18 protein-coding genes are annotated in these 19,301 nt (G+C 72.0%); all 18 read right to left on the reverse strand.

What is annotated here, in order from left to right; genetic code table 11:
• Nucleotide 1: 1 nt before the first annotated feature.
• Nucleotides 2–295 (reverse strand): NADH-quinone oxidoreductase subunit NuoK, encoded by a 294-nt coding sequence (gene nuoK / locus QJ852_23655; protein WGX96131.1) that lies wholly within the window; start codon nt 293–295, stop codon nt 2–4.
• Nucleotides 292–1,104 carry an NADH-quinone oxidoreductase subunit J gene (locus QJ852_23660; protein ID WGX96132.1) on the reverse strand — a complete coding sequence of 271 codons (813 nt, stop codon included), beginning with the start codon at nt 1,102–1,104 and terminating at the stop codon, nt 292–294. The genes nuoK and QJ852_23660 overlap by 4 nt, the downstream gene beginning before the upstream one ends.
• Complete coding sequence (gene nuoI, locus QJ852_23665) at nt 1,101–1,736, reverse strand: NADH-quinone oxidoreductase subunit NuoI (GenBank protein ID WGX96133.1); 636 nt, start codon at nt 1,734–1,736, stop codon at nt 1,101–1,103. The genes QJ852_23660 and nuoI overlap by 4 nt, the downstream gene beginning before the upstream one ends.
• On the reverse strand, nt 1,729–3,051 hold the full coding sequence (gene nuoH, locus QJ852_23670) for an NADH-quinone oxidoreductase subunit NuoH (GenBank protein WGX96134.1): 1,323 nt from the start codon (nt 3,049–3,051) through the stop codon (nt 1,729–1,731). Before nuoH ends, nuoI begins: the two co-directional genes overlap by 8 nt.
• Nucleotides 3,048–5,501 carry an NADH-quinone oxidoreductase subunit G gene (locus tag QJ852_23675; protein WGX96135.1) on the reverse strand — a complete coding sequence of 818 codons (2,454 nt, stop codon included), beginning with the start codon at nt 5,499–5,501 and terminating at the stop codon, nt 3,048–3,050. The genes nuoH and QJ852_23675 overlap by 4 nt, the downstream gene beginning before the upstream one ends.
• On the reverse strand, nt 5,498–6,808 hold the full coding sequence (gene nuoF / locus QJ852_23680) for an NADH-quinone oxidoreductase subunit NuoF (protein ID WGX96136.1): 1,311 nt from the start codon (nt 6,806–6,808) through the stop codon (nt 5,498–5,500). Before nuoF ends, QJ852_23675 begins: the two co-directional genes overlap by 4 nt.
• Nucleotides 6,805–7,518 carry an NADH-quinone oxidoreductase subunit NuoE gene (nuoE, locus tag QJ852_23685; protein WGX96137.1) on the reverse strand — a complete coding sequence of 238 codons (714 nt, stop codon included), beginning with the start codon at nt 7,516–7,518 and terminating at the stop codon, nt 6,805–6,807. Before nuoE ends, nuoF begins: the two co-directional genes overlap by 4 nt.
• Nucleotides 7,515–8,852, reverse strand: coding sequence for an NADH-quinone oxidoreductase subunit D (locus QJ852_23690; GenBank protein ID WGX96138.1), 1,338 nt, complete (start codon nt 8,850–8,852; stop codon nt 7,515–7,517). The genes nuoE and QJ852_23690 overlap by 4 nt, the downstream gene beginning before the upstream one ends.
• Before the next feature lie 88 nt (nt 8,853–8,940).
• Nucleotides 8,941–9,672, reverse strand: a complete 732-nt coding sequence (locus QJ852_23695; GenBank protein WGX96139.1) for an NADH-quinone oxidoreductase subunit C — start codon at nt 9,670–9,672, stop codon at nt 8,941–8,943.
• On the reverse strand, nt 9,669–10,223 hold the full coding sequence (locus QJ852_23700) for an NADH-quinone oxidoreductase subunit B family protein (protein WGX96140.1): 555 nt from the start codon (nt 10,221–10,223) through the stop codon (nt 9,669–9,671). The genes QJ852_23695 and QJ852_23700 overlap by 4 nt, the downstream gene beginning before the upstream one ends.
• Before the next feature lie 2 nt (nt 10,224–10,225).
• Complete coding sequence (locus tag QJ852_23705; protein ID WGX96141.1) at nt 10,226–10,582, reverse strand: NADH-quinone oxidoreductase subunit A; 357 nt, start codon at nt 10,580–10,582, stop codon at nt 10,226–10,228.
• Between the two features lie 267 nt (nt 10,583–10,849).
• Nucleotides 10,850–11,539, reverse strand: coding sequence for a demethylmenaquinone methyltransferase (locus tag QJ852_23710; protein WGX96142.1), 690 nt, complete (start codon nt 11,537–11,539; stop codon nt 10,850–10,852).
• A gap of 8 nt (nt 11,540–11,547) precedes the next feature.
• Nucleotides 11,548–12,228, reverse strand: coding sequence for a hypothetical protein (locus QJ852_23715; protein WGX96143.1), 681 nt, complete (start codon nt 12,226–12,228; stop codon nt 11,548–11,550).
• Between the two features lie 81 nt (nt 12,229–12,309).
• On the reverse strand, nt 12,310–12,948 hold the full coding sequence (locus tag QJ852_23720; GenBank protein ID WGX96144.1) for an MBL fold metallo-hydrolase: 639 nt from the start codon (nt 12,946–12,948) through the stop codon (nt 12,310–12,312).
• Nucleotides 12,949–12,973: 25 nt separating this feature from the next.
• On the reverse strand, nt 12,974–14,839 hold the full coding sequence (locus tag QJ852_23725; protein ID WGX96145.1) for a cation:proton antiporter: 1,866 nt from the start codon (nt 14,837–14,839) through the stop codon (nt 12,974–12,976).
• Entirely contained in the window at nt 14,839–16,731 is a 1,893-nt protein-coding gene (nhaA, locus tag QJ852_23730; GenBank protein ID WGX96146.1) for a Na+/H+ antiporter NhaA, read from the reverse strand. The genes QJ852_23725 and nhaA overlap by 1 nt, the downstream gene beginning before the upstream one ends.
• A 9-nt stretch (nt 16,732–16,740) precedes the next feature.
• A complete protein-coding gene (gene menD, locus QJ852_23735) occupies nt 16,741–18,342 on the reverse strand; it encodes a 2-succinyl-5-enolpyruvyl-6-hydroxy-3-cyclohexene-1-carboxylic-acid synthase (protein WGX96147.1) in 1,602 nt (533 codons plus the stop codon).
• On the reverse strand, nt 18,339–19,298 hold the full coding sequence (locus QJ852_23740) for an o-succinylbenzoate synthase (protein WGX99500.1): 960 nt from the start codon (nt 19,296–19,298) through the stop codon (nt 18,339–18,341). The genes menD and QJ852_23740 overlap by 4 nt, the downstream gene beginning before the upstream one ends.
• Between the last annotated feature and the right edge of the window lie 3 nt (nt 19,299–19,301).

The following is a 19,301-nucleotide window of genomic DNA, read 5'->3' on the forward strand; positions in this document are numbered from 1 at the left end:
CTCAGAACTTCAGCAGGCTCACGTCGTCGACCGAGGCCGAGCGACGGGTCCGGAAGATGGTCATGATGATCGCGAGCCCGACCACGACCTCGGCCGCGGCCACCACCATCACGAAGAAGGCGGCGATCTGGCCGTCGAGGTTGCCGTGCTGGCGGGCGAAGGCGATGAACGCCAGGTTGCAGGCGTTGAGCATCAGCTCGACGCACATGAACACGACGATCGCGTTGCGCCGGGTGAGCACCCCGATGCCGCCGATGGTGAACAGGATGGCGGACAGAACGACGTATTCGGTCATGCCGGGTCCTCTTCGCTGGACGCGGTGGCGCCGGTCTTCCCGGCCTCCTCGGGCTTCGCCGTGGGATCCACGCCGAGCTGCTCCTTGATCGCCTCGATGTCGGTGAGGCCGGCCGGGCGCATGGTGCCGCGGGCGGCGAGCACCCGGGAGACCGAGGCGGCCGCCGGGCTGCCGTCGGGCAGCAGCGCCGGGGTGTCGACCGCGTTGTGGCGGGCGTAGACGCCCGGCGGCGGCAGCGGGCCGAGGTGGGCCCCGGACTCGCCGTACGCCCGGATCCGCTCGGCGGCGAGGACCGGCTGGGTGCGCTTCGGGGTGAGCCGCTCGCGGTGGGTCAGCACCATCGCGCCGACGGCCGCGGTGATGAGCAGGGCGCTGGCGGCCTCGAAGATGAAGACGTAGCGCGAGAACAGCAGGTCGGCGAGGGCCTGGACGTTGCCGCCCTGGTTGGCCTCCTCGAGGCCGACCGCCGTGCCGAGGGTGAGCTGGGACAGCCCGACGACCATCACCACGACGAACGCCAGGCCGATCAGCCAGGCCAGCACCCGCTGGCCCTTGATCGTCTCGACCAGCGAGTCGGAGGCGTCGACGCCGACGAGCATCAGCACGAACAGGAACAGCATCAGGATCGCGCCGGTGTAGACGATGATCTGGACCGCGAACAGGAACGGCGCCTCGAGGACGGCGTACAGCACGGCGAGACTGATCATCACGACCGCCAGCAGCAGCGCGGCGTGGACCGCCTTGCGGACGAACAGCAGGCCGAGCGCGGCGATCACCATGATCGGCGCGAGGATCCAGAAGGCGGTCACGAGCCGGCCCCCTCGTCCGCGGGCACGACCGGCACGGGAACCGGCTGCTGGAAGTCGCCGCGGTAGTAGTCGTCGTCGCTGCCGAGCAGCTGCGCGTGCGGCGGCTGCTCCATGCCCGGCAGCAGCGGGGCCAGCAGGTCGGACTTCTCGTAGATCAGGCTGGCGCGGCTGTCGTCGGCGAGCTCGTACTCGTTGGTCATCGTCAGCGCTCGGGTCGGGCAGGCCTCGATGCACAGCCCGCACAGGATGCAGCGCAGGTAGTTGATCTGGTAGACGCGGCCGTAGCGCTCCCCCGCCGAGTAGCGGCCCGACTCCCTGGTCCCGTCGGCGCGGAGGGTGCCGGTGTCATCGGTGTTCTCGGCGCCCTCGACGTAGATCGCGTCGGCCGGGCAGGCCCAGGCGCACAGCTCGCAGCCGACGCACTTCTCCAGGCCGTCGGGCCAACGGTTGAGCTGGTGCCGCCCGTGGAAGCGCGGCGCCGTCGGCAGCTTCTCCTTGGGGTACTGCTCGGTGACGACCTTGCGGAACATGGTCCGGAAGGTGACCCCGAACCCGGCGACCGGGTCCCAGAGCTGCTCCTTGAGGGACGGACCCTTGTCCTCTGCCCTCGTCGAACCGTGCTGGTCAGCCATTGCTCACCCCTGAGTCGCGGACGGATTCACTGACGGTGTCCTGGGCCGTACGGAACACGAGCGGCGCGGCGGCACCGCGGACGGCGCCTCCCGCCGGCATCGGCGGGACCGGGAAGCCGCCGGTGCGTGGCGTGGCGGTCTCGAGCTCGTCGTCGCCCTCCTTCGAGCCCTTGTCGGGGACGAGGAAGGTCAGCAGCAGGACGACCAGGACCACACCGACGAGGATCAGCCAGAACTGCGGGTTCCCGCTGAAGCCCTCGTCGAAGACGCCCTCGTTGCGGGCGACCCGCATCGTCGCGACCGCGACGATCCACACCAGCGAGATCGGGATCAGCCGCTTCCAGCCGAAGGCCATGAACTGGTCGTAGCGCAGCCGCGGCAGGGAGCCGCGCAGCCAGATGAAGATGAAGATGAAGAAGAAGACCTTGCCGAAGAACCACAGCACCGGCCAGTAGCCCTCGTTGGCACCGGCCCAGACCTCGTCGATCCAGAACGGGGCGTGCCAGCCGCCGAGGAAGAGGGTCGCCGCGAGCGCGGAGACCGTGGCCATGTTGATGTACTCGGCGAGGAAGAAGAGGGCGAACTTCAGGCTGGAGTACTCGGTGTGGAAGCCGCCGACCAGCTCGCCCTCGGCCTCGGGGAGGTCGAACGGCGCGCGGTTGGTCTCACCGACCATGGCGATCGCGTAGATCACGAAGGACGGCAGCAGGATCAGCCCGAACCACAGGTCGTCCTGGGCGGCGACGATCTCGCTGGTCGACATCGAGCCGGCGTACATGAACACCGCGACGAGGGCGAGGCCCATGGCGACCTCGTAGGAGATCATCTGGGCGCTGGAGCGCAGGCCGCCGAGCAGGGAGTACGTCGACCCGCTGGACCAGCCGCCGAGGACGATGCCGTAGATGCCAATCGACGCGATCGCCATCACGAAGAGCACGGCGACCGGCATGTCGGTCAGCTGCAGCGGGGTCTGGTGCCCGAAGAAGCTCACCTCGGGCCCGAAGGGGATGACGCTGAACGTCACGAACGCCGGCACCACGACGATCACGGGGGCCAGGATGAAGACCACCTTGTCGGCGGCCTTGGGGATCAGATCCTCCTTGAACGCCAGCTTCACGCCGTCGGCCAGCGACTGCAGCAGGCCGAAGGGGCCGTGCACATTGGGGCCGATCCGGTGCTGCATCCGGGCCACGACCCGGCGCTCCCACCAGATGTTGAACAGCGTCAGCAGCACCAGGACGACGAAGATCAGCAGGGCCTTGAGGCCGATGACCCACCACGGGTCGTTGCCGAAGGCCGACAGAGACTCGCTCACCCGTGCACTCCTTCCGCTCCCGCGATGGTGACCGTGGCGCCCGGCGACGCCAGGTCGGCGAGCACACCGGCGCCGACCGAGTTGGCCGGCACCCAGACCACGCCGTCGACGAGGTCGTCGCAGATCTCGGCCGGCAGGGTCATCGAGCCGCGGTCACCGGTCAGGGTGACGGTCGGTCCGTACCGGTCGTAGGCGTCCGGGGTGACCAGCGCCACCGGGGTCCGAGCCGTCGACTTGAGGTACTTGTCGCCGTCCTGCATCGACCCGTTGTCGAGCAGCTGCTTCCAGGTGGCCAGTCGGACCGTTGAGTTGCCGCTTTCTCGCTGTTGAGTTGCCGCAGACTCGACGCGCGTCGCAGGCGACTCGGGGCGCGGGCCGTCCCAGGGGCCGAGCTGCGCCATCTCGGCGCGGACCTCGTCGACGGTGCGGAAGCCGAGCGGACGCCCCTGACCGAGCTGGGCCAGCTCGTCGGCGATGCCCGCCAACGCCCGCAGCTCGGGCAGCGAGGCCGGGTTGTGCAGGGCCGCCTCCCAGGAGCGGACCCGCCCCTCCCAGTTGACGAAGGTGCCGGACTTGTCGGTGGTCGGCGCGACCGGGAAGACCACGTCGGCCCGGTCGGTGACCTCCGTGCGGCGCAGGTCGAGGGCGACCACGAAACCGGCCGCGTCGATCGCGGCGCGGGTTGCTGCCGGGTCGGTGGTGTCGTCGGGGTCCACGCCGCCGACGAGCAGACCACCCAGCGTGCCCCCGGCGAGCGCGGCCACGATGCCGTCCGCGTCGCGGCCCGGCGTCTCCGGGAGCGCGGCGGCGCCCCACGCGGTGGCGACGTCGACCCGGGCGCCGGCGTCGGCGACCGGCCGGCCGCCGGGCAGGAGGGTCGGCAGGCAGCCGGCCTCGATCGCGCCGCGGTCGCCGGCCCGGCGCGGCACCCAGGCCAGCCGGGCACCGGTGGCCGCGGCGACCTCGGCGGCCGCGCTCAACGCACCGGGGACGACGGCCATCCGCTCGCCGACCAACAGCACCGACGACGCGTCGAGCTCGCCGACCAGGGTCCGCAGCGCGGCCGGCTCGTCGCCGGGCGCGGTCGGGACCAGCCGGGCCGCGAGCTTGTCGAGGCCGCGGGTCGTGAACGGCGCGAGGCTGACCACCCGGGTGCCCCCGGCGCGGACCGACTTGCGCAGCCGCAGGAAGACCGCCGCCGCCTCGTCCTCCGGCTCCAGGCCGACGAGGACGACGGTGGCCGCGGACTCGAGGTCGGCGTAGGTGACCCCGCCGGCCTCCGGGCCGGTGAGCACGACGTTCGAGGCGAGGAAGTCCGTCTCCTCGGCCGACAGCGGTCGGGCCCGGAAGTCGATGTCGTTGGTGTCGAGCGCGACCCGGGCGAACTTGGCGTAGGCGTAGGCGTCCTCGGCACTCAGCCGGCCACCGGTCAGGACCCCGACGCCGCCGGCGTCCTTGGCCGCCGCCAGGCCGCGAGCCGCGACAGCGAAGGCCTCGGGCCACGACGCCGGGCGCAGCGCGCCGTCGGGGCTGTCGGCGTCGCGGACCTGCGGATAGGTGAGCCGGTCGTCGGCCTGCGCATAGGCGAAGGCGAACCGGTCCTTGTCGCTGATCCACTCCTCGTTGACGGCCGGGTCGTCGCCGGCCTGGCGACGCAGCACGGTGCCCCGGCGGTGGTCGACCCGGATCGCGGAGCCGCACGCGTCGTGCTCGGCGACGCCGGGCGAGGAGACCAGGTCGAAGGGGCGGGAGCGGAAGCGGTACTGCTCGGAGGTCAGCGCGCCGACCGGGCAGATCTGGATGACGTTGCCGGAGAAGTACGACAGGAAGGGCGCGTCGTCGGCGATGCCGATCTGCTGCTGGACACCCCGCTCGACCAGGGCGATGAACGGGTCGCCCGCGATCTCGTCGGCGAACCGGGTGCAGCGCTGGCACACGATGCAGCGCTCCCGGTCGAGGAGCACCATCGGCGAGAGGTTGATCGGCTTGGGAAAGGTGCGCTTGACGCCGCGGTTGCGCTCGTCGGAGAAGCGCGACTCGCCGCGGCCGTTGGACATCGCCTGGTTCTGCAACGGGCATTCGCCGCCCTTGTCGCAGACCGGGCAGTCGAGCGGGTGGTTGATGAGCAGCAGCTCCATCACGCCCTGCTGAGCCTTGTCGGCGACCGGGCTGCTGACCTGGGTGCTGACGACCATGCCCTCGGCGACGGGAAGGGTGCAGGACGCCTGCGGCTTGGGGAAGCCGCGGCCGTTGCCGGCGTCGGGGACGTCGACCAGGCACTGGCGGCAGGCGCCGACGGGCGCGAGCAGCGGGTGGTCGCAGAACCGCGGGATCTGTACGCCGATCTGCTCGGCGGCGCGGATCACCAGGGTGTCCTTGGGGACGCTGACCTCGACACCGTCGATGGTGACGGTGACGAGGTCGGTCCGCTCGATCTCCGGGGCGCTCATGCCGAGACCTCCGTTCCGGCCCAGGCGGTCGACCGGGCGGGGTCGAACGGGCAGCCGCCGTTGCTCAGGTGGGCGAGGTACTCCTCGCGGAAGTACTGGATCGAGCTGGTCACCGGGCTGGTGGCGCCGTCGCCCAGGGCACAGAACGCACGGCCCAGGATGTTGTCGCACTGGTCGATGAGCTGGTCGAGGTCCTCCTCGCTCCCCTGCCCGTTCTCGAGCCGGGTGAGCGCCTGCGTCAGCCACCAGGTGCCCTCGCGGCACGGCGTGCACTTGCCGCAGGACTCGTGCTGGTAGAACTCCGTCCAGCGCAGGACGGCGCGGACCACGCAGACCGAGTCGTCGAAGATCTGCAGCGCGCGGGTGCCCAGCATCGAACCGGCACCGGCGACGCCCTCGAAGTCGAGGGGCACGTCGAGGTGCGCATCGGTGAACAGCGGGGTGCTGGACCCGCCCGGGGTCCAGAACTTGAGCTGGTGACCCTCGCGTACGCCGCCCGCGAGGTCGAGCAGCTCACGCAACGTGATGCCGAGCGGTGCCTCGTACTGGCCGGGCTTCCGCACGTGCCCCGAGAGCGAGAAGATGCCGTGGCCCTTGGACTTCTCGGTGCCCATGGCTCCGAACCAGGCCGCGCCGTTCTTGACGATGGCGGGCACCGAGGCGATGGACTCGACGTTGTTGATGACCGTCGGGCTGGCGTAGAGACCGGCCACGGCGGGGAACGGTGGGCGCAGCCGGGGCTGGCCGCGGCGGCCCTCGAGACCCTCGAGCAGCGCGGTCTCCTCGCCGCAGATGTAGGCGCCGGCGCCCGCGTGGACGACGACGTCGAGGTCGTAGCCGGAACCGTGGATGTCCTTGCCGAGGTGACCCGCGGCGTACGCCTCCTCGACCGCGGCCTGCACCCGGCGGATGACGTGGACGACCTCGCCACGGATGTAGATGAACGCCTTGTTGGCACGGATGGCGTAGGAGCTGATGATGACGCCCTCGACGAGGACGTGGGGGTTGCCCATCATCAGCGGGATGTCCTTGCAGGTGCCCGGCTCGGACTCGTCGGCGTTGACGACGAGATACTTGGGCTTCGGGTTGTCCTGGGGGATGAACGACCACTTCATGCCGGTCGGGAAGCCGGCGCCGCCGCGACCGCGCAGGCCGCTGTCCTTGACAGCGGTGATGATGTCGTCGGGACTCATCGCGAAGGCGGTGTCGAGGGCGGCGTACCCGCCCTGGCCGGCGTAGGTCGCCAGCTTCCAGGACTGCTCGGCGTCCCAGATGTCCGTCAGGACCGGGGTCAGCACGTCGGTCATGCGCCGCTCTCCTCCTTCTGCGCCGCCTCGACCGCCGGCGTCGCCGCCGGGTCCGGTGCGCTCCAGCCGTGCTCGCGGGCGATCTCGAGACCCGCCAGGGACGCGGGCCCGGCGGACGGTCCCTCGTCGACCCGGCCGTCGGGGAAGCCGGCGAGCACCCGCTCGGCCTCGCGCCAGGTGCACAGCCGGGGTCCGCGCGTCGAGCTGACCTCGTGGCCGGCTCGGAGCGCCTCGACCATCTGGACCGCCGACTCGGGGGTCTGGTTGTCCATGAACTCCCAGTTGACCATCATCACCGGCGCGTAGTCGCAGGCGGCGTTGCACTCGATGTGCTCGAGGCTGACGGTGTGGGAGTCGCCCTGGCGCTGGACCGCGACCTCGTCGTTGCCGATCTCGAGGTGGTCCTTGAGCCGCTGCAGGATCGCGTCGCCGCCCATCACCGCGCACAGCGTGTTGGTGCACACGCCGACGTGGTAGTCGCCGACGCCGTGCCGCTTGTACATGGTGTAGAAGGTCGCGACGCCGTTGACCTCGGCCGCGCTGATCTCGAGGATCGCCGCGCACGCCTCGATGCCCTCCGGCGTGATCCGGCCCTGGGCCGACTGCACGAGGTGCAGCATGGGCAGCAGGCCCGAGCGCGGCTCGGGGTAGCGGGCCGCGATCTCGCGCAGCTCGGCGAGTGTCTTGTCGTCCAACGGTGGAGTGCTCATCGGTCGACGCCTCCCATCACGGGGTCGATGCTCGCGATGGCGACGATGACGTCGGCGATCTGGCCGCCCTCGCTCATCACGCCCATCGCCTGGAGGTTGTTGAACGACGGGTCGCGGAAGTGCGCCCGGAAGGGGCGGGTGCCGCCGTCGGAGACGACGTGCGCCCCGAGCTCGCCGCGGGGGGACTCGACCGGCACGTACGCCTGGCCGGCCGGGACCCGGAATCCCTCGGTCACCAGCTTGAAGTGGTGGATCAACGCCTCCATCGACTCGCCCATGATGTGGCGGATGTGGTCGAGGCTGTTGCCCATACCGTCGCTGCCGATGGAGAGCTGGCTGGGCCAGGCGACCTTCTTGTCGGCGACCATGACCGGTGCACCCTCGAGCCGGGCCAGCCGGTCGGCCGCCTGCTCGATGATCTTCAGCGACTCGTGCATCTCGTTGAGGCGGAGCCGGAACCGGCCGTAGGAGTCGGCCGTGTCCCAGGTCTGGACGTCGAAGTCGTAGGTCTCGTAGCCGCAGTAGGGCTGGGCCTTGCGCAGGTCGTAGCCGTAGCCGGTGCTGCGCAGGACCGGGCCGGTCAGCCCGAGCGCCATGCAGCCCTCGAGGTCGAGGTGGCCGACGTTCTCGAGGCGGGCCTTGAAGATCGGGTTCGCGTTGCACAGCGCGGCGTACTCGGGGAGGCGCTTCTTCATCAGGGCGACGAAGGACCGGATCTCGTCGAGCGCGCCCGGCGGGAGGTCCTGCGCGACACCGCCGGGGCGGATGAACGCGTGGTTCATCCGCAGCCCGGTGATCAGCTCGAACAGGTCGAGCACCAGCTCCCGCTCGCGGAAGCCGATCGTCATCACGGTCAGCGCGCCGATCTCCATGCCGCCGGTGGCGATGCAGACCAGGTGGGAGGAGATCCGGTTGAGCTCCATGAGCAGGACCCGCATGATCTGGGCCTTCTCGGGGATCTGGTCCTCGATGTCGAGCAGCCGCTCGACCCCCAGCACGTAGGTCATCTCGTTGAAGAACGGGCTGAGGTAGTCCATCCGGGTGCAGAACGTGACGCCCTGCGTCCAGGAGCGGTACTCCATGTTCTTCTCGATGCCGGTGTGGAGGTAGCCGATGCCGCAGCGCGCCTCGGTGACCGTCTCGCCCTCGATCTCGAGGATCAGCCGGAGCACCCCGTGGGTCGAGGGGTGCTGCGGGCCCATGTTGACGACGATCCGCTCCGCGGCGTCGCTGTCGCCCATGTCGGCGGCGATCTCGTCCCAGTCCTGGCCGGTGACGGTGAAGACCTTGCCCTCGGCGGTGTCGGTGCCGTCGGCGTAGAAGTCGGTGCTCATACGAGATCCCCCTGAAGTGGCGGGGTCCCCGCGGCGTCGTTCGCCGGGGGAGCGAAGCGGAGGAGGTGAAGAACGTCGTGGGGTGCCATCAGTTGTAGCTCCTCCGCTGGTCCGGCGGCGGGACGCTCGCGCCCTTGTACTCGACGGGGATGCCGCCCAGGGGGTAGTCCTTGCGCTGCGGGTGGCCCGGCCAGTCGTCGGGCATCAGGATCCGGGTCAGGGCCGGGTGCCCGTCGAACTGGATGCCGAACATGTCCCAGGTCTCCCGCTCGTGCCAGTCGGCCGCGGGGTAGATCGGCACCAGGCTCGGCAGGTGCGGGTCGGTGTCGGGGGCGCTGACCTCGACCCGGACCCGGCGATTCCAGGTGAAGGACATCAGGTGGTAGACCGCGTGCAGCTCACGGCCGGCGTCGCCCGGATAGTGCACGCCGCTGACGCCGGAGAGCAGCTCGAAGCGCAGGTCGGGCTCGTCGCGGAGCTTGCGGGCCGCGGCCAGCAGGTTGTCGCGGTGGATGTGGAAGGTGATCTCGCCGCGGTGGATGACGACCTGCTCGATGAGCGGGTCCAGCCCGTCGGCGACCGTGTCGAACCAGCCGCCGTAGGGCCGCTGCGCGGCACCCGGCAGCACGACGGGGGCCACCAGGCCGCCGTACCCGCTGGTGTCGCCGGATCCCTGGACGCCGAACATGCCCTGGCGCTCGCCGACCGCGCGGATCTCGAGGCCGGGCTCACCGAGGGCCTCGGGGGCGTTCTCGGGCGACTGCTCGGTCGCGGGCTGCTCGACGGCCTTGTCGGGACCGACGGACTTGTCGTCGCTCATCGCAGCATCCCCCTCATGTCGCTGGTCGGGAGCGCGGCGAGGCCCTCGGCCTCGAGCTCGCGGATCTGGGCCTGGCGGTTGGCGCCGAGCGGCGTGTGCTGGACCTTGTCGTGGAGCTTGAGGATCGCGTCGATGAGCATCTCGGGTCGCGGCGGGCAACCGGGGAGGTACATGTCGACGGGCACCACGTGGTCGACGCCCTGGACGATCGCGTAGTTGTTGAACATGCCGCCGCTGCTGGCGCACACGCCCATCGCCAGCACCCACTTGGGCTCGGCCATCTGGTCGTAGATCTGGCGCAGCACCGGCGCCATCTTCTGGCTGACCCGCCCGGCCACGATCATCAGGTCGGCCTGCCGGGGGCTGGCCCGGAAGACCTCCATGCCGAACCGGGCGAGGTCGTACTTCGGGCCGCCGGACGTCATCATCTCGATCGCGCAGCACGCGAGACCGAAGGTCGCCGGCCAGAAGCTGGCCTTGCGCATGTAGCCGGCCAGCCCCTCGACCGTGCTCAGCAGGACTCCGCTGGGGAGTTTCTCCTCGACACCCATGGTCAGTCCCAATCCAATCCGCCGCGACGCCAGACGTACGCGTAGGCCACGAAGACCGTGGCGATGAACAGGACCATCTCGACCAGCCCGAACCAGGCCATCGCGTCGAAGCGGACGGCCCAGGGGTAGAGGAAGATGATCTCGATGTCGAAGACGATGAAGAGCATCGCGGTGATGTAGTACTTCACCGGGAAGCGGCCCGTCAGCGCCTGGGGGGTGGGCTCGATGCCGCACTCGTAGGAGTCGAACTTGGCGCGGTTGTATCTCCGCGGCCCCACCATCGTGCTCATGACGACCGACCCGACCGCGAACAACGCGGCCAGCGCCGCCAGGACCAGCACCGGCGTGTAGAGCTCCATGAGCCTCCCTCTCGTGATCTTGTGAACAGAATCACTAGTGGCGTGAGGCACATATTGCCACCCATCCGGGACGCCGGCACAGGGGGGTCGGCAATGCCGGTCCAGCCACGGCTGGAACGGCGAAAACCGCCGCTGACCTGCAGATTTAGCGCATGCGAGGGTTGCGTAATTCGTGTGAACGCGCGAATAGCGGTTTCGTCAACCAGGCACTGGCGGTTTCGTCGGGTGGCTGGTAACGGTTTCGTCGGACCGTTGGTGGCAGTCCCGTCAGGCCGTCGCGCGGTGCAGCGCGACGATGCCGCCGGACAGGTTGCGCCACTGCGGCCGATCCCAGCCGGCCTCGGCGATCAGGTCGGCGAGGCCGCGCTGGTCGGGCCAGGCCCGGATCGACTCGGCGAGGTAGACGTACGCGTCGGGCGAGGAGGAGACGGTGCGGGCGACGGCCGGCAGCGCCTTCATGAGGTACTCGATGTAGACGGTGCGCCACGGGGCCCACGTGGGGTGGCTGAACTCGGCGACGACCAGTCGTCCGCCGGGCCTGGTGACCCGGCGCATCTCGGCGAGACCGGCGAGCGGGTCGACGATATTGCGCAGCCCGAAGGAGATCGTGACGGCGTCGAAGGTTCCGTCCCGGAAGGGCAGCCGGGTGCCGTCGCCGGCGGTGAAGGGCAGATGGGGCAGCTGCCGCTTGCCGACCTGGAGCATGCCGATCGAGAAGTCGCAGGGCACGACCTCGGCGCCGGCGTCGAGGAACGGCTGGCTGGACGTCCCGGTGCCGGCCGCGAGATCGAGCACCCGGTCGCCGTACGCCGGGTCGACGGCGGCGAGCACCTCACGGCGCCAGCGGCGGTCCTGGCCGAAGGACAGGATGTCGTTGGTCAGGTCGTAGCGCCGGGCGACGGCGTCGAACATCCGTCGTACGTCGGCGGGCTGCTTGTCGAGCTCGGCGCGGGTCATGGGCGCGCTCAGCCCTCCTCGGTGAGCTCGAGCACGCGGTCGACGTACGACGCGACCTCCTCGGGCGCGAGCCCGGTCGCGTAGACGTCGTAGCTGAGGCCGTCGCGCTCGGCACGGCACTCGGCCTGGTAGTTGGCCGCCGGGACCTCGCCGGCGGTGGGCGCCCCTGTCGTGGGATCGGCGCCCTCCTGCCAGGCGACGGCGCAGCGGTGACCGCCGATCGCGCGCAGCTCGTAGTGCGATCCGCCCTGCTGGTCGATCTTGAACGGGCCGCTCGGGATGACCAGGCCGGCCCCGCCGGCGCTGATGGTGACCGCGATCTGGGCCGGCGCCACCTGCGCATCGGCCTGGCCCATCACCTGGGCGTCGACGTACGCGCGGACCCGCGCGGCGCCGTAGATGGCGGACAGGTCGCTCGACGCCTCGGTGTCGCCGGTCGCGGCGCGGTCGCTGACCTGCTCGATCGCCTCGAGGTCGGCCGGGTCGGTGAGTCCCGCGTCCTCGGCCGTCACCGCGGACAGCGCGACCATCCGGTCGTCGAGCCGGTCCGGGAGCGTGGGGAGGTCGGCGGCGGAGGCGACCGACGGGTCGTCGACGACCTTGGGAAGGCCGACGCCGAAGCCCACGGCTCCGGCGAGGAGGAGGACGCCGGTGGTGGCGCCCACGACGGTGGATCGAGCGATCGGCATCGGGCCATCATGCCCGGTCCACCTGAGCGCCGGCTGACCGGCCCGCCCACCGGCCGTGCCACCGGCCCGCTCGCCGAGCGGTCAGAGATCGGTGCCGTCGGCGAGCCGCGCGTACTCCTGCCCGGCCGCCTCGAGGAACCGGCCGAACTGCGTGTCGACGACGCCCAGCCCCTCGGGCGAGAACACCCGGTCGTGGATCGCGACGTTGCGGGCCGCACCGACCTCGCGGGCGAAGTCGACCCCCTCGGAGACCCGCATCCACGGGGCGCACACCGGGGCGAGGAGTACGTCGACAGGGACCCCCGGCCCGGTCAGCGCATCCCCGGGATGGAAGACCGTGCTCTCCCCCGCGGTGAGGAGGTAGCCGCTGTTGTGGAAGCGCGGCAGCTCCGGATGGATCACGGCGTGCAGCTCGCCCACCGCCCGCACCTCGATGCCGCCGACCGACCAGGTCTGCTCCGGCGCTACCACCGTGACCCTCTCGACCAGGTCCGGCGCCCCGTCGCGGATCTGCGCCGCGACCGCGTCGATCGTGAAGATCGGGGCGTCGGTCGCGCGCAGCAGCTCCGGGGCGTAGTGGTCCAGGTGCTCGTGGGTGACGAGCACCGCGTCGACGCCGTCGACGGACTCGCGCTGGCTCCACACGCCGGGGTCGAGGACGATCGTCGTCCCGTCGTGCTCGATCCGGACCGCGGAGTGGCCGAACTTCGTGAGGCGCATGGCCCCACCGTAGTCCGGGGCCGGCTCAGCCGGTCTGGTGGTGCACGTAGCACCACCGCCAGTCCTCGTCGGGCTCGACCGAGCGCATGACGGGGTGCTGACTCTCCCGGAAGTGGGCGGTGGCGTGGCGGCTCGGCGAGGAGTCGCAGCAGCCGATCTCGCCGCAGGACAGGCACATCCGCAGCGCGACCCACCGGGTGCCCTCGGCGAGGCAGGCCGTGCAGACGAGCTCGTCGGGTGGGTCCAGCAGCGGTGTGCCGGCAAGATGCTCGCAGCCGTCGCCGCGCTGGACCCGGCTCGTGCTGCGCAGATCGGCACGCGCGGCGTCGGCGGCGTCGAGCATCGACTCCTCCACGTCGAGCATGGCGAGCACCTCGCTGACGATCTCGGACGGGACGGATCCGGTGGAGCGGATCTCCAGCACCCGCCGGCGCTCGGCCCCGATCATGTCACCGCGCCAGCGGGAGTAGAGGTCGCTCGGACTCTCCTCGCCGGCGGTCGTGCCGAGCCGCTCCCAGGCGGCGAAGTTGCGCTGCTCGATGCGCTGGACGATCAGGGAGCGGACCTGGTGCGGGTCGTCGCACTCGGCGGCGAGCTCGTCGAGCCGGTGCAGGCCGGCCTTGGCCGCCTGCTGGAGCAGAGTGGCCCGCGCGAGCGCGTCGTCGTGGGGGTCGGGCGAGGGGACCCGGAGCCGCCGGGCCATCCACGGCAGGGTCATGCCTTGGCCGAGCAGGGTGCCGGCGACCACCGTGAACGCGATGATCAGCAGGATCTCACGGTGCTCGGTGTCGGCCGGGACGGTGAACGCGGCCGCCAGCGTGACCACGCCGCGCATGCCGGCCCAGCCGATGAGGAAGGAGTACCGCCAGGAGGCGACCTCGCCGGTCACCGGATCGGGTCCGGACCGCAGCAGCAGTGCCTTCGCCGCGAACACCCAGACCAGCCGGAGCAGCACCACCGCGACCAGGGCCGCCACGCAGGCGGTGGCCACCGTGGCGACGCCGAACTCGCTCTCGCCGACCTCGCCGAACAGCCAGTCCGCCTGGAGCCCGATGAGGAGGAAGACGGTGTTCTCGAGGACGTAGGCGATCGTGCGCCAGTTGATCCGCTCGGCGATCCGCGACTGCGCCGACTGCAGCACCGGCGCGACGTGCCCGAGGGCGAGGCCGGCGACGACGACCGCGACCACGCCGGACGCGTGGATCTCCTCGGCCAGGAGGTACGCCGCGAACGGGATCACCAGCGAGATCGCGGTGTCCAGCAGCGGATCGGTGACCTTCTTGCGCAGGAAGCCCACCACGACGAAGGTCAGCAGACCGACCGCGACCCCGCCGCCGGCGGCCAGGGCGAAGTCGCTCCCGACCTCCCAGGCGGCCACGGTCCCGCTGATCGCCGCGACGGCGGTGCGCAGGGCGACCAGGGCACTGGCGTCGTTGAGCAGCGACTCGCCCTCGAGGATGGTGACGATCCGGCGCGGCAGGCCGATCCGCCGGCCGATCGCCGTCGCGGCGACCGCGTCGGGCGGGGCCACCACCGCGCCGATCGCCAGCGCGAGCGGCCAGCCGATCTCGGGAATGACCAGCCGGACGACGGCCGCGACGCCGACGGTGGTGAACGCGACGAGCCCCACAGACAGCAGCAGGATCGGGCGGCGGTTGGCGTTGAAGTCGACGAGCGAGGTGGTCACCGCCGCGGAGTAGAGCAGCGGTGGCAGCAGGCCCAGCAGCACCACCTCGGGCTCCAGGTGCACCACCGGGACGCCCGGCACGTAGGCCGCGCCAACGCCCACGACGACGAGGACCAGGGGCGCGGGCAGGTCGTAGCGCTCGGAGACCGCGGTGAACGCCAGCACCGTCACCGCGATGGCGACGAGGAAGATGGCGATCTCCATCAGCGCGCCTCCCGCGGCCGGGTTCCGGTGTGCTCGACGGCTTCGAGGGCGGCGATCAGGCTCCGGGCGTCGTACGGACCCTGGTGACGGCGCTCGCCCACGAAGAAGGTCGGGGTGCCGCGCACCCCGCTGGCGCCGGCGCTGGCGAGATCGCGCTGCAGGTGGGCCACGAGGGCGGGATCGTCGAGGTCGGCGACGAACCGCTCGACGTCGAGACCGAGCTCACCAGCGTACCCGACCAGGTCGTCGCGCTCCAGACGGTCCTGCCGCGTGAACAACAGCTCGTGCATGTCCCAGTAGCGGTCCTGTCGCCCGGCGGCCTCGGCCGCGATCCCGGCCAGAACGGCATGCGGGTGGGCGTCGAGGGGGAGATGGCGCGGCACGTAGCGCAACCGGTCCCCGAAGTGCTCGCGCACCTCACGCGCGGCGCCGGTGGCGCGCGCGCAGAAGGGGCACTCGAAGTCGAGGTACTCCACGAGGGTCAGCGGCGCGTCGACCGGTCCCCGCACGTGGTCGACCGCCGGGTCCACCGGCTCGCTCAGGCGTGTCGGCAGGCCGGCGTCGCGCTGGTCGAAGAACCGGGCGGCGATGGCGAACACCAACCAGCCGAGCAGCGCGGCGAGCACCGCGGCCAGCAGCACACCGACCTTGGCCTGGTCCTGCAGCCGCTGGTCGGTGAACGCGAGCCCGACGATGAGGAGGGAGACGGTGAACCCGATGCCGGACAGCGCGGCGCCGCCGAGGGTGTGGCCGGCGGCGACGCCTTCGGGCAGGGCGCCCAGCCGCAGCCGGACGGCGCCGAGGGCACCCGCCCCGATGCCGAGGAACTTGCCGAGCACGAGACCGGCGACCACACCCCAGGTGACCGGCGAGCCCAGCGCGTCGCCGAGGACGCCGTCGCGCAGGTCGATGCCGGCGTTGGCGAGCGCGAACACCGGCACGATGACGAAGCTGGTCCAGCCGTGCAGCACCTCCTGCAGCCGCTCGTTGACCGACACCGCGCGGTTGAGGCTCTGCCGGGCCTGGCGCTGCACCTCCGGCAGCGGGGACTGCTGGAAGCGGCGCACCCGCTCAGCCGCCTGGCGGACCAGCCCGCGGTCGGGATCGGCCGCGGGCACCAGCAGGCCCGAGAGCATGCCGGCGATCGAGGCGTGGATGCCGGACTCGAGCGTGGCGACCCAGAGCACCACCACCGCGGCGACGTACGGCGACGCGCGCCACTCCCCCACGCGGTCGAGCACGACCAGCGCCACCAGGCACCCGCCGGCGACGGCGAGGGCGGTGAGGTCGATCGAGTCGGAGTAGACCACCCCGATGACGGTGACGGCGACGATGTCGTCGATGACGGTCAGGGTGAGCAGGAAGATCCGCAGCTGCGTCGACACGCTGGGCCCGACGAGGGCGAGGGTGCCGAGCAGGAAGGCGGTGTCGGTGCCGATCACCACACCCCAGCCGGCGGCGCTGTCGCCGGACGGGTTGAGCGCGAGGTAGAGCAGCGCGGGGACCACCATGCCGCCGACGCCCGCGATGACCGGGACGACGAGCCGGCTGCGCTCGGTCAGCTCGCCGACCGAGAACTCCCGGCGCACCTCGAGTCCGATGACGAAGAAGAAGACGACCATCAGGCCGTCGTTGACCCAGTGGTGCAGGTCCATGCTGAGCCCGCCGCCGGCGAAGGTCAGCTCGAGCGTCTGGTGCCAGAGCCGCTCGTAGCTGTCGGACCACGGCGAGTTCGCCCACCCCAGCGCGACCAGGGCGACCACGACCAGCAGGCCCGCGCTCGCGGCCTCGGTGTGGATGAAGTGCCGCAGCGGCGGGGCGACGCGTTGGTCCCGCGGCAGGTCCGGCTCGCGCTCCTCGGAGGTCGACGGCGAACAGGTGTCGCTGGCCACCGGGCAAGCCTAGTGCGTGACCGCGAGGTCCCGGATCCGCCGGTCCAGGTCGCGGCGGTCGTCGCGGCCGACAACGGCCTCGATCACCTCGATGCCCCCGTTGGGGCTGGCGAGCGCCTGGTCGAGCTCGGGACGCGAGGCGACCCGCAGGTGCGGGACCCGCGCCGCGGCGCACAGGCTCGCAAGGTCGTGGCCGTGGGGCGTGCCGAAGAGCCGCTCGAAGGAGGCGGCGTGCGCCGGCGCCCCCTGCTCCAGCATGGAGAAGATGGCGCCCCCGTCGTCGTTCGGTACGACGATCGTCAGGTCCGGCCGCGGCTCGTCGGGCCCGAGCACGAGCGCGGTCTGGTCGTGGAGGAAGGTCAGGTCGCCCATCAGGGCGAGGTTCCTGGTCGACCCGTGCCGGCCCAGCGCGGCGCCGATCGCGGTGCTGATCGTGCCGTCGATGCCGGCCAGGCCGCGGTTGGCGATCACCTTGCGACGGGTCCCGACGGCGGGCGGGCGGACCATGAGATCGAGGTCCCGGATCGGGCTGGAGGCGCCCACGACCAGCAGCCCCCCGGCGGGCAGGGCGGCGTGCGTGAGCGCCGCGACGTCGTACGGCGTGAGGGCGGGCTGCTCCGCGAGCAGCCGGTCGACCCGCCGGCCGAGGTCGCGGTCGGCCGTGCGCCAGGCGTCGAGCCAGGCCAGGTCGTCGGGCGCGGCGTCGGACCAGGACGGCGCCTCGATCGTGCGCGAGCCCGCGGGCCGGACCGGCCACACGCCGGGTCCCGGCACGACGAGCACCTCGACGCCGGCGCGCTCCAGGAGCCGGGTCACCGGCCGGGACAGGGTCGGCCGGCCGAACACCACGACCCGCTCGATCCGCTCGCCCAGCTCGGTGGCGAGCAGCAGCCGGTAGGTGCGCAGGGCGTTCTCGCCGGTCCGCGCGCCGCTCGACGGCTCGGCCAGCAGCGGCCACCCCGCCGCCTCGGCCAGCTGTCGCGCGGGCGGCCCGGCGTCGTCACCCGCCACCACGACCGTCCGTGGTCCCTGCGGCAGCCGGGTGGGTCGTCGTACCGGACATTCCTGTCGCGAATCGGGCGGATTCGCGACAGGAATGTCCGGTACGACGGGGACATCCGGCACCAGCGGGGCGTCGAGCTGCAGGTTGAGGTGGACCACGGCGTCCCCCGCCAGCGGGACGACGGAGAGCTCGGCGACGGACGCCACGTCGTGGGAGGGGACCAGCGCGCCGAAGATGCCGACCTGATCGGTGGTCTGGTTGGCGCCGGTTCCGCGGAGCCGGGCGGGACGGTCGGCCGAGACGACGACCAGGCCGACCCCGGCGTGCGCGGCCTCGAGGACGGCCGGGTGCAGGTTGGCGACGGCCGTGCCGGAGGTCGTCAGGACCGCCGCCCGCGCTCCCGTCTTGGTCAGGCCGAGCGCCAGGAAGCCGGCGGTGCGCTCGTCGATGCGGGTGTGCAGCCGCAGGGCGCCGGCCTGCGCGGCCGCCCACAGCGCCATCGCGGCAGGGGCGTTGCGCGAGCCGGGTGCGACCACGACGTCGGTCACGCCGGCCCGCCGGAGCCGGTCGACGAGGGCGTCCGCGAGAGCGAACGAGCTGTCCGTCATGGACCGAGATCCTTCCCCAGCGCCCGTACGGCGGCCAGCCGGGCCTCCCAGTGGCGGACCCGCGCGGGATCGGCGGCGACGGCGGCGAGCCGCCCGGCGTCCACCAGCGGGCGGACGACGGGCAGCGCGCCGTCGACCGGCAGCAGGGGCGCGGCCACCACGTCGGAGGTGAGCAACTGGACCGTCGCCAGCCCGCAGGCGTACGGCAACTCGGGGAGGGAGGCGGCGAGCGCCACGCCCGCGGCGATCCCGACCGAGGTCTCCAGGGCGCTCGACACCACGACCGGCAGCCCGATCCGCTCGGCGATCTCCAGGCACGCGCGGACCCCGCCGAGCGGCTGCACCTTGAGCACCGCGATGTCGGCGGCCGCCAGGTCCCGGACCCGGTAGGGGTCCTCGGCACGGCGGATCGACTCGTCGGCCGCGATCGGTACGTCGACCCGGCGCCGGACGAGCGCGAGGTCCTCGACCGTGGCGACCGGCTGCTCGGCGTACTCCAGCCCGCCGGCCGCGCGGTCCAGCCGGCCGATCGCGGCGACCGCCTCGTCGACCGACCAGCCGCCGTTGGCGTCGACCCGGATCCGGCCGCCCGGCCCGCCCGCGTCGAGCGCGTCGCGGACCGCCTCCAGCCGGGCCTCGTCCTCGGCGGTGCCCTGGCCGGGCTCGGCCACCTTGACCTTCGCGGTGCGGCAGCCGCCGGCGAGCACGATCTCGTGGGCCCGCTCGGGCCCGACGGCGGGCACGGTCACGTTGACCGGGACCCGGTCGCGCACCGGTGCCGGCCATGCTCCCGCCGCGGCCTCCTCGGCGCAGCGCAGCCAGGGCTGGGCGACCTCGGGCGGGTACTCCAGGAACGGGCTCCACTCCCCCCACCCCGCCGGACCCTCGATCAGTGCCGCCTCACGGACGGTGATGCCGCGGAAGCGCGTGCGCATCGGGATGGACACCACCCGGATCGC

Source organism: Nocardioides sp. L-11A (genome assembly GCA_029961745.1).
Taxonomy (GTDB): Bacteria; Actinomycetota; Actinomycetes; order Propionibacteriales; family Nocardioidaceae; genus Nocardioides.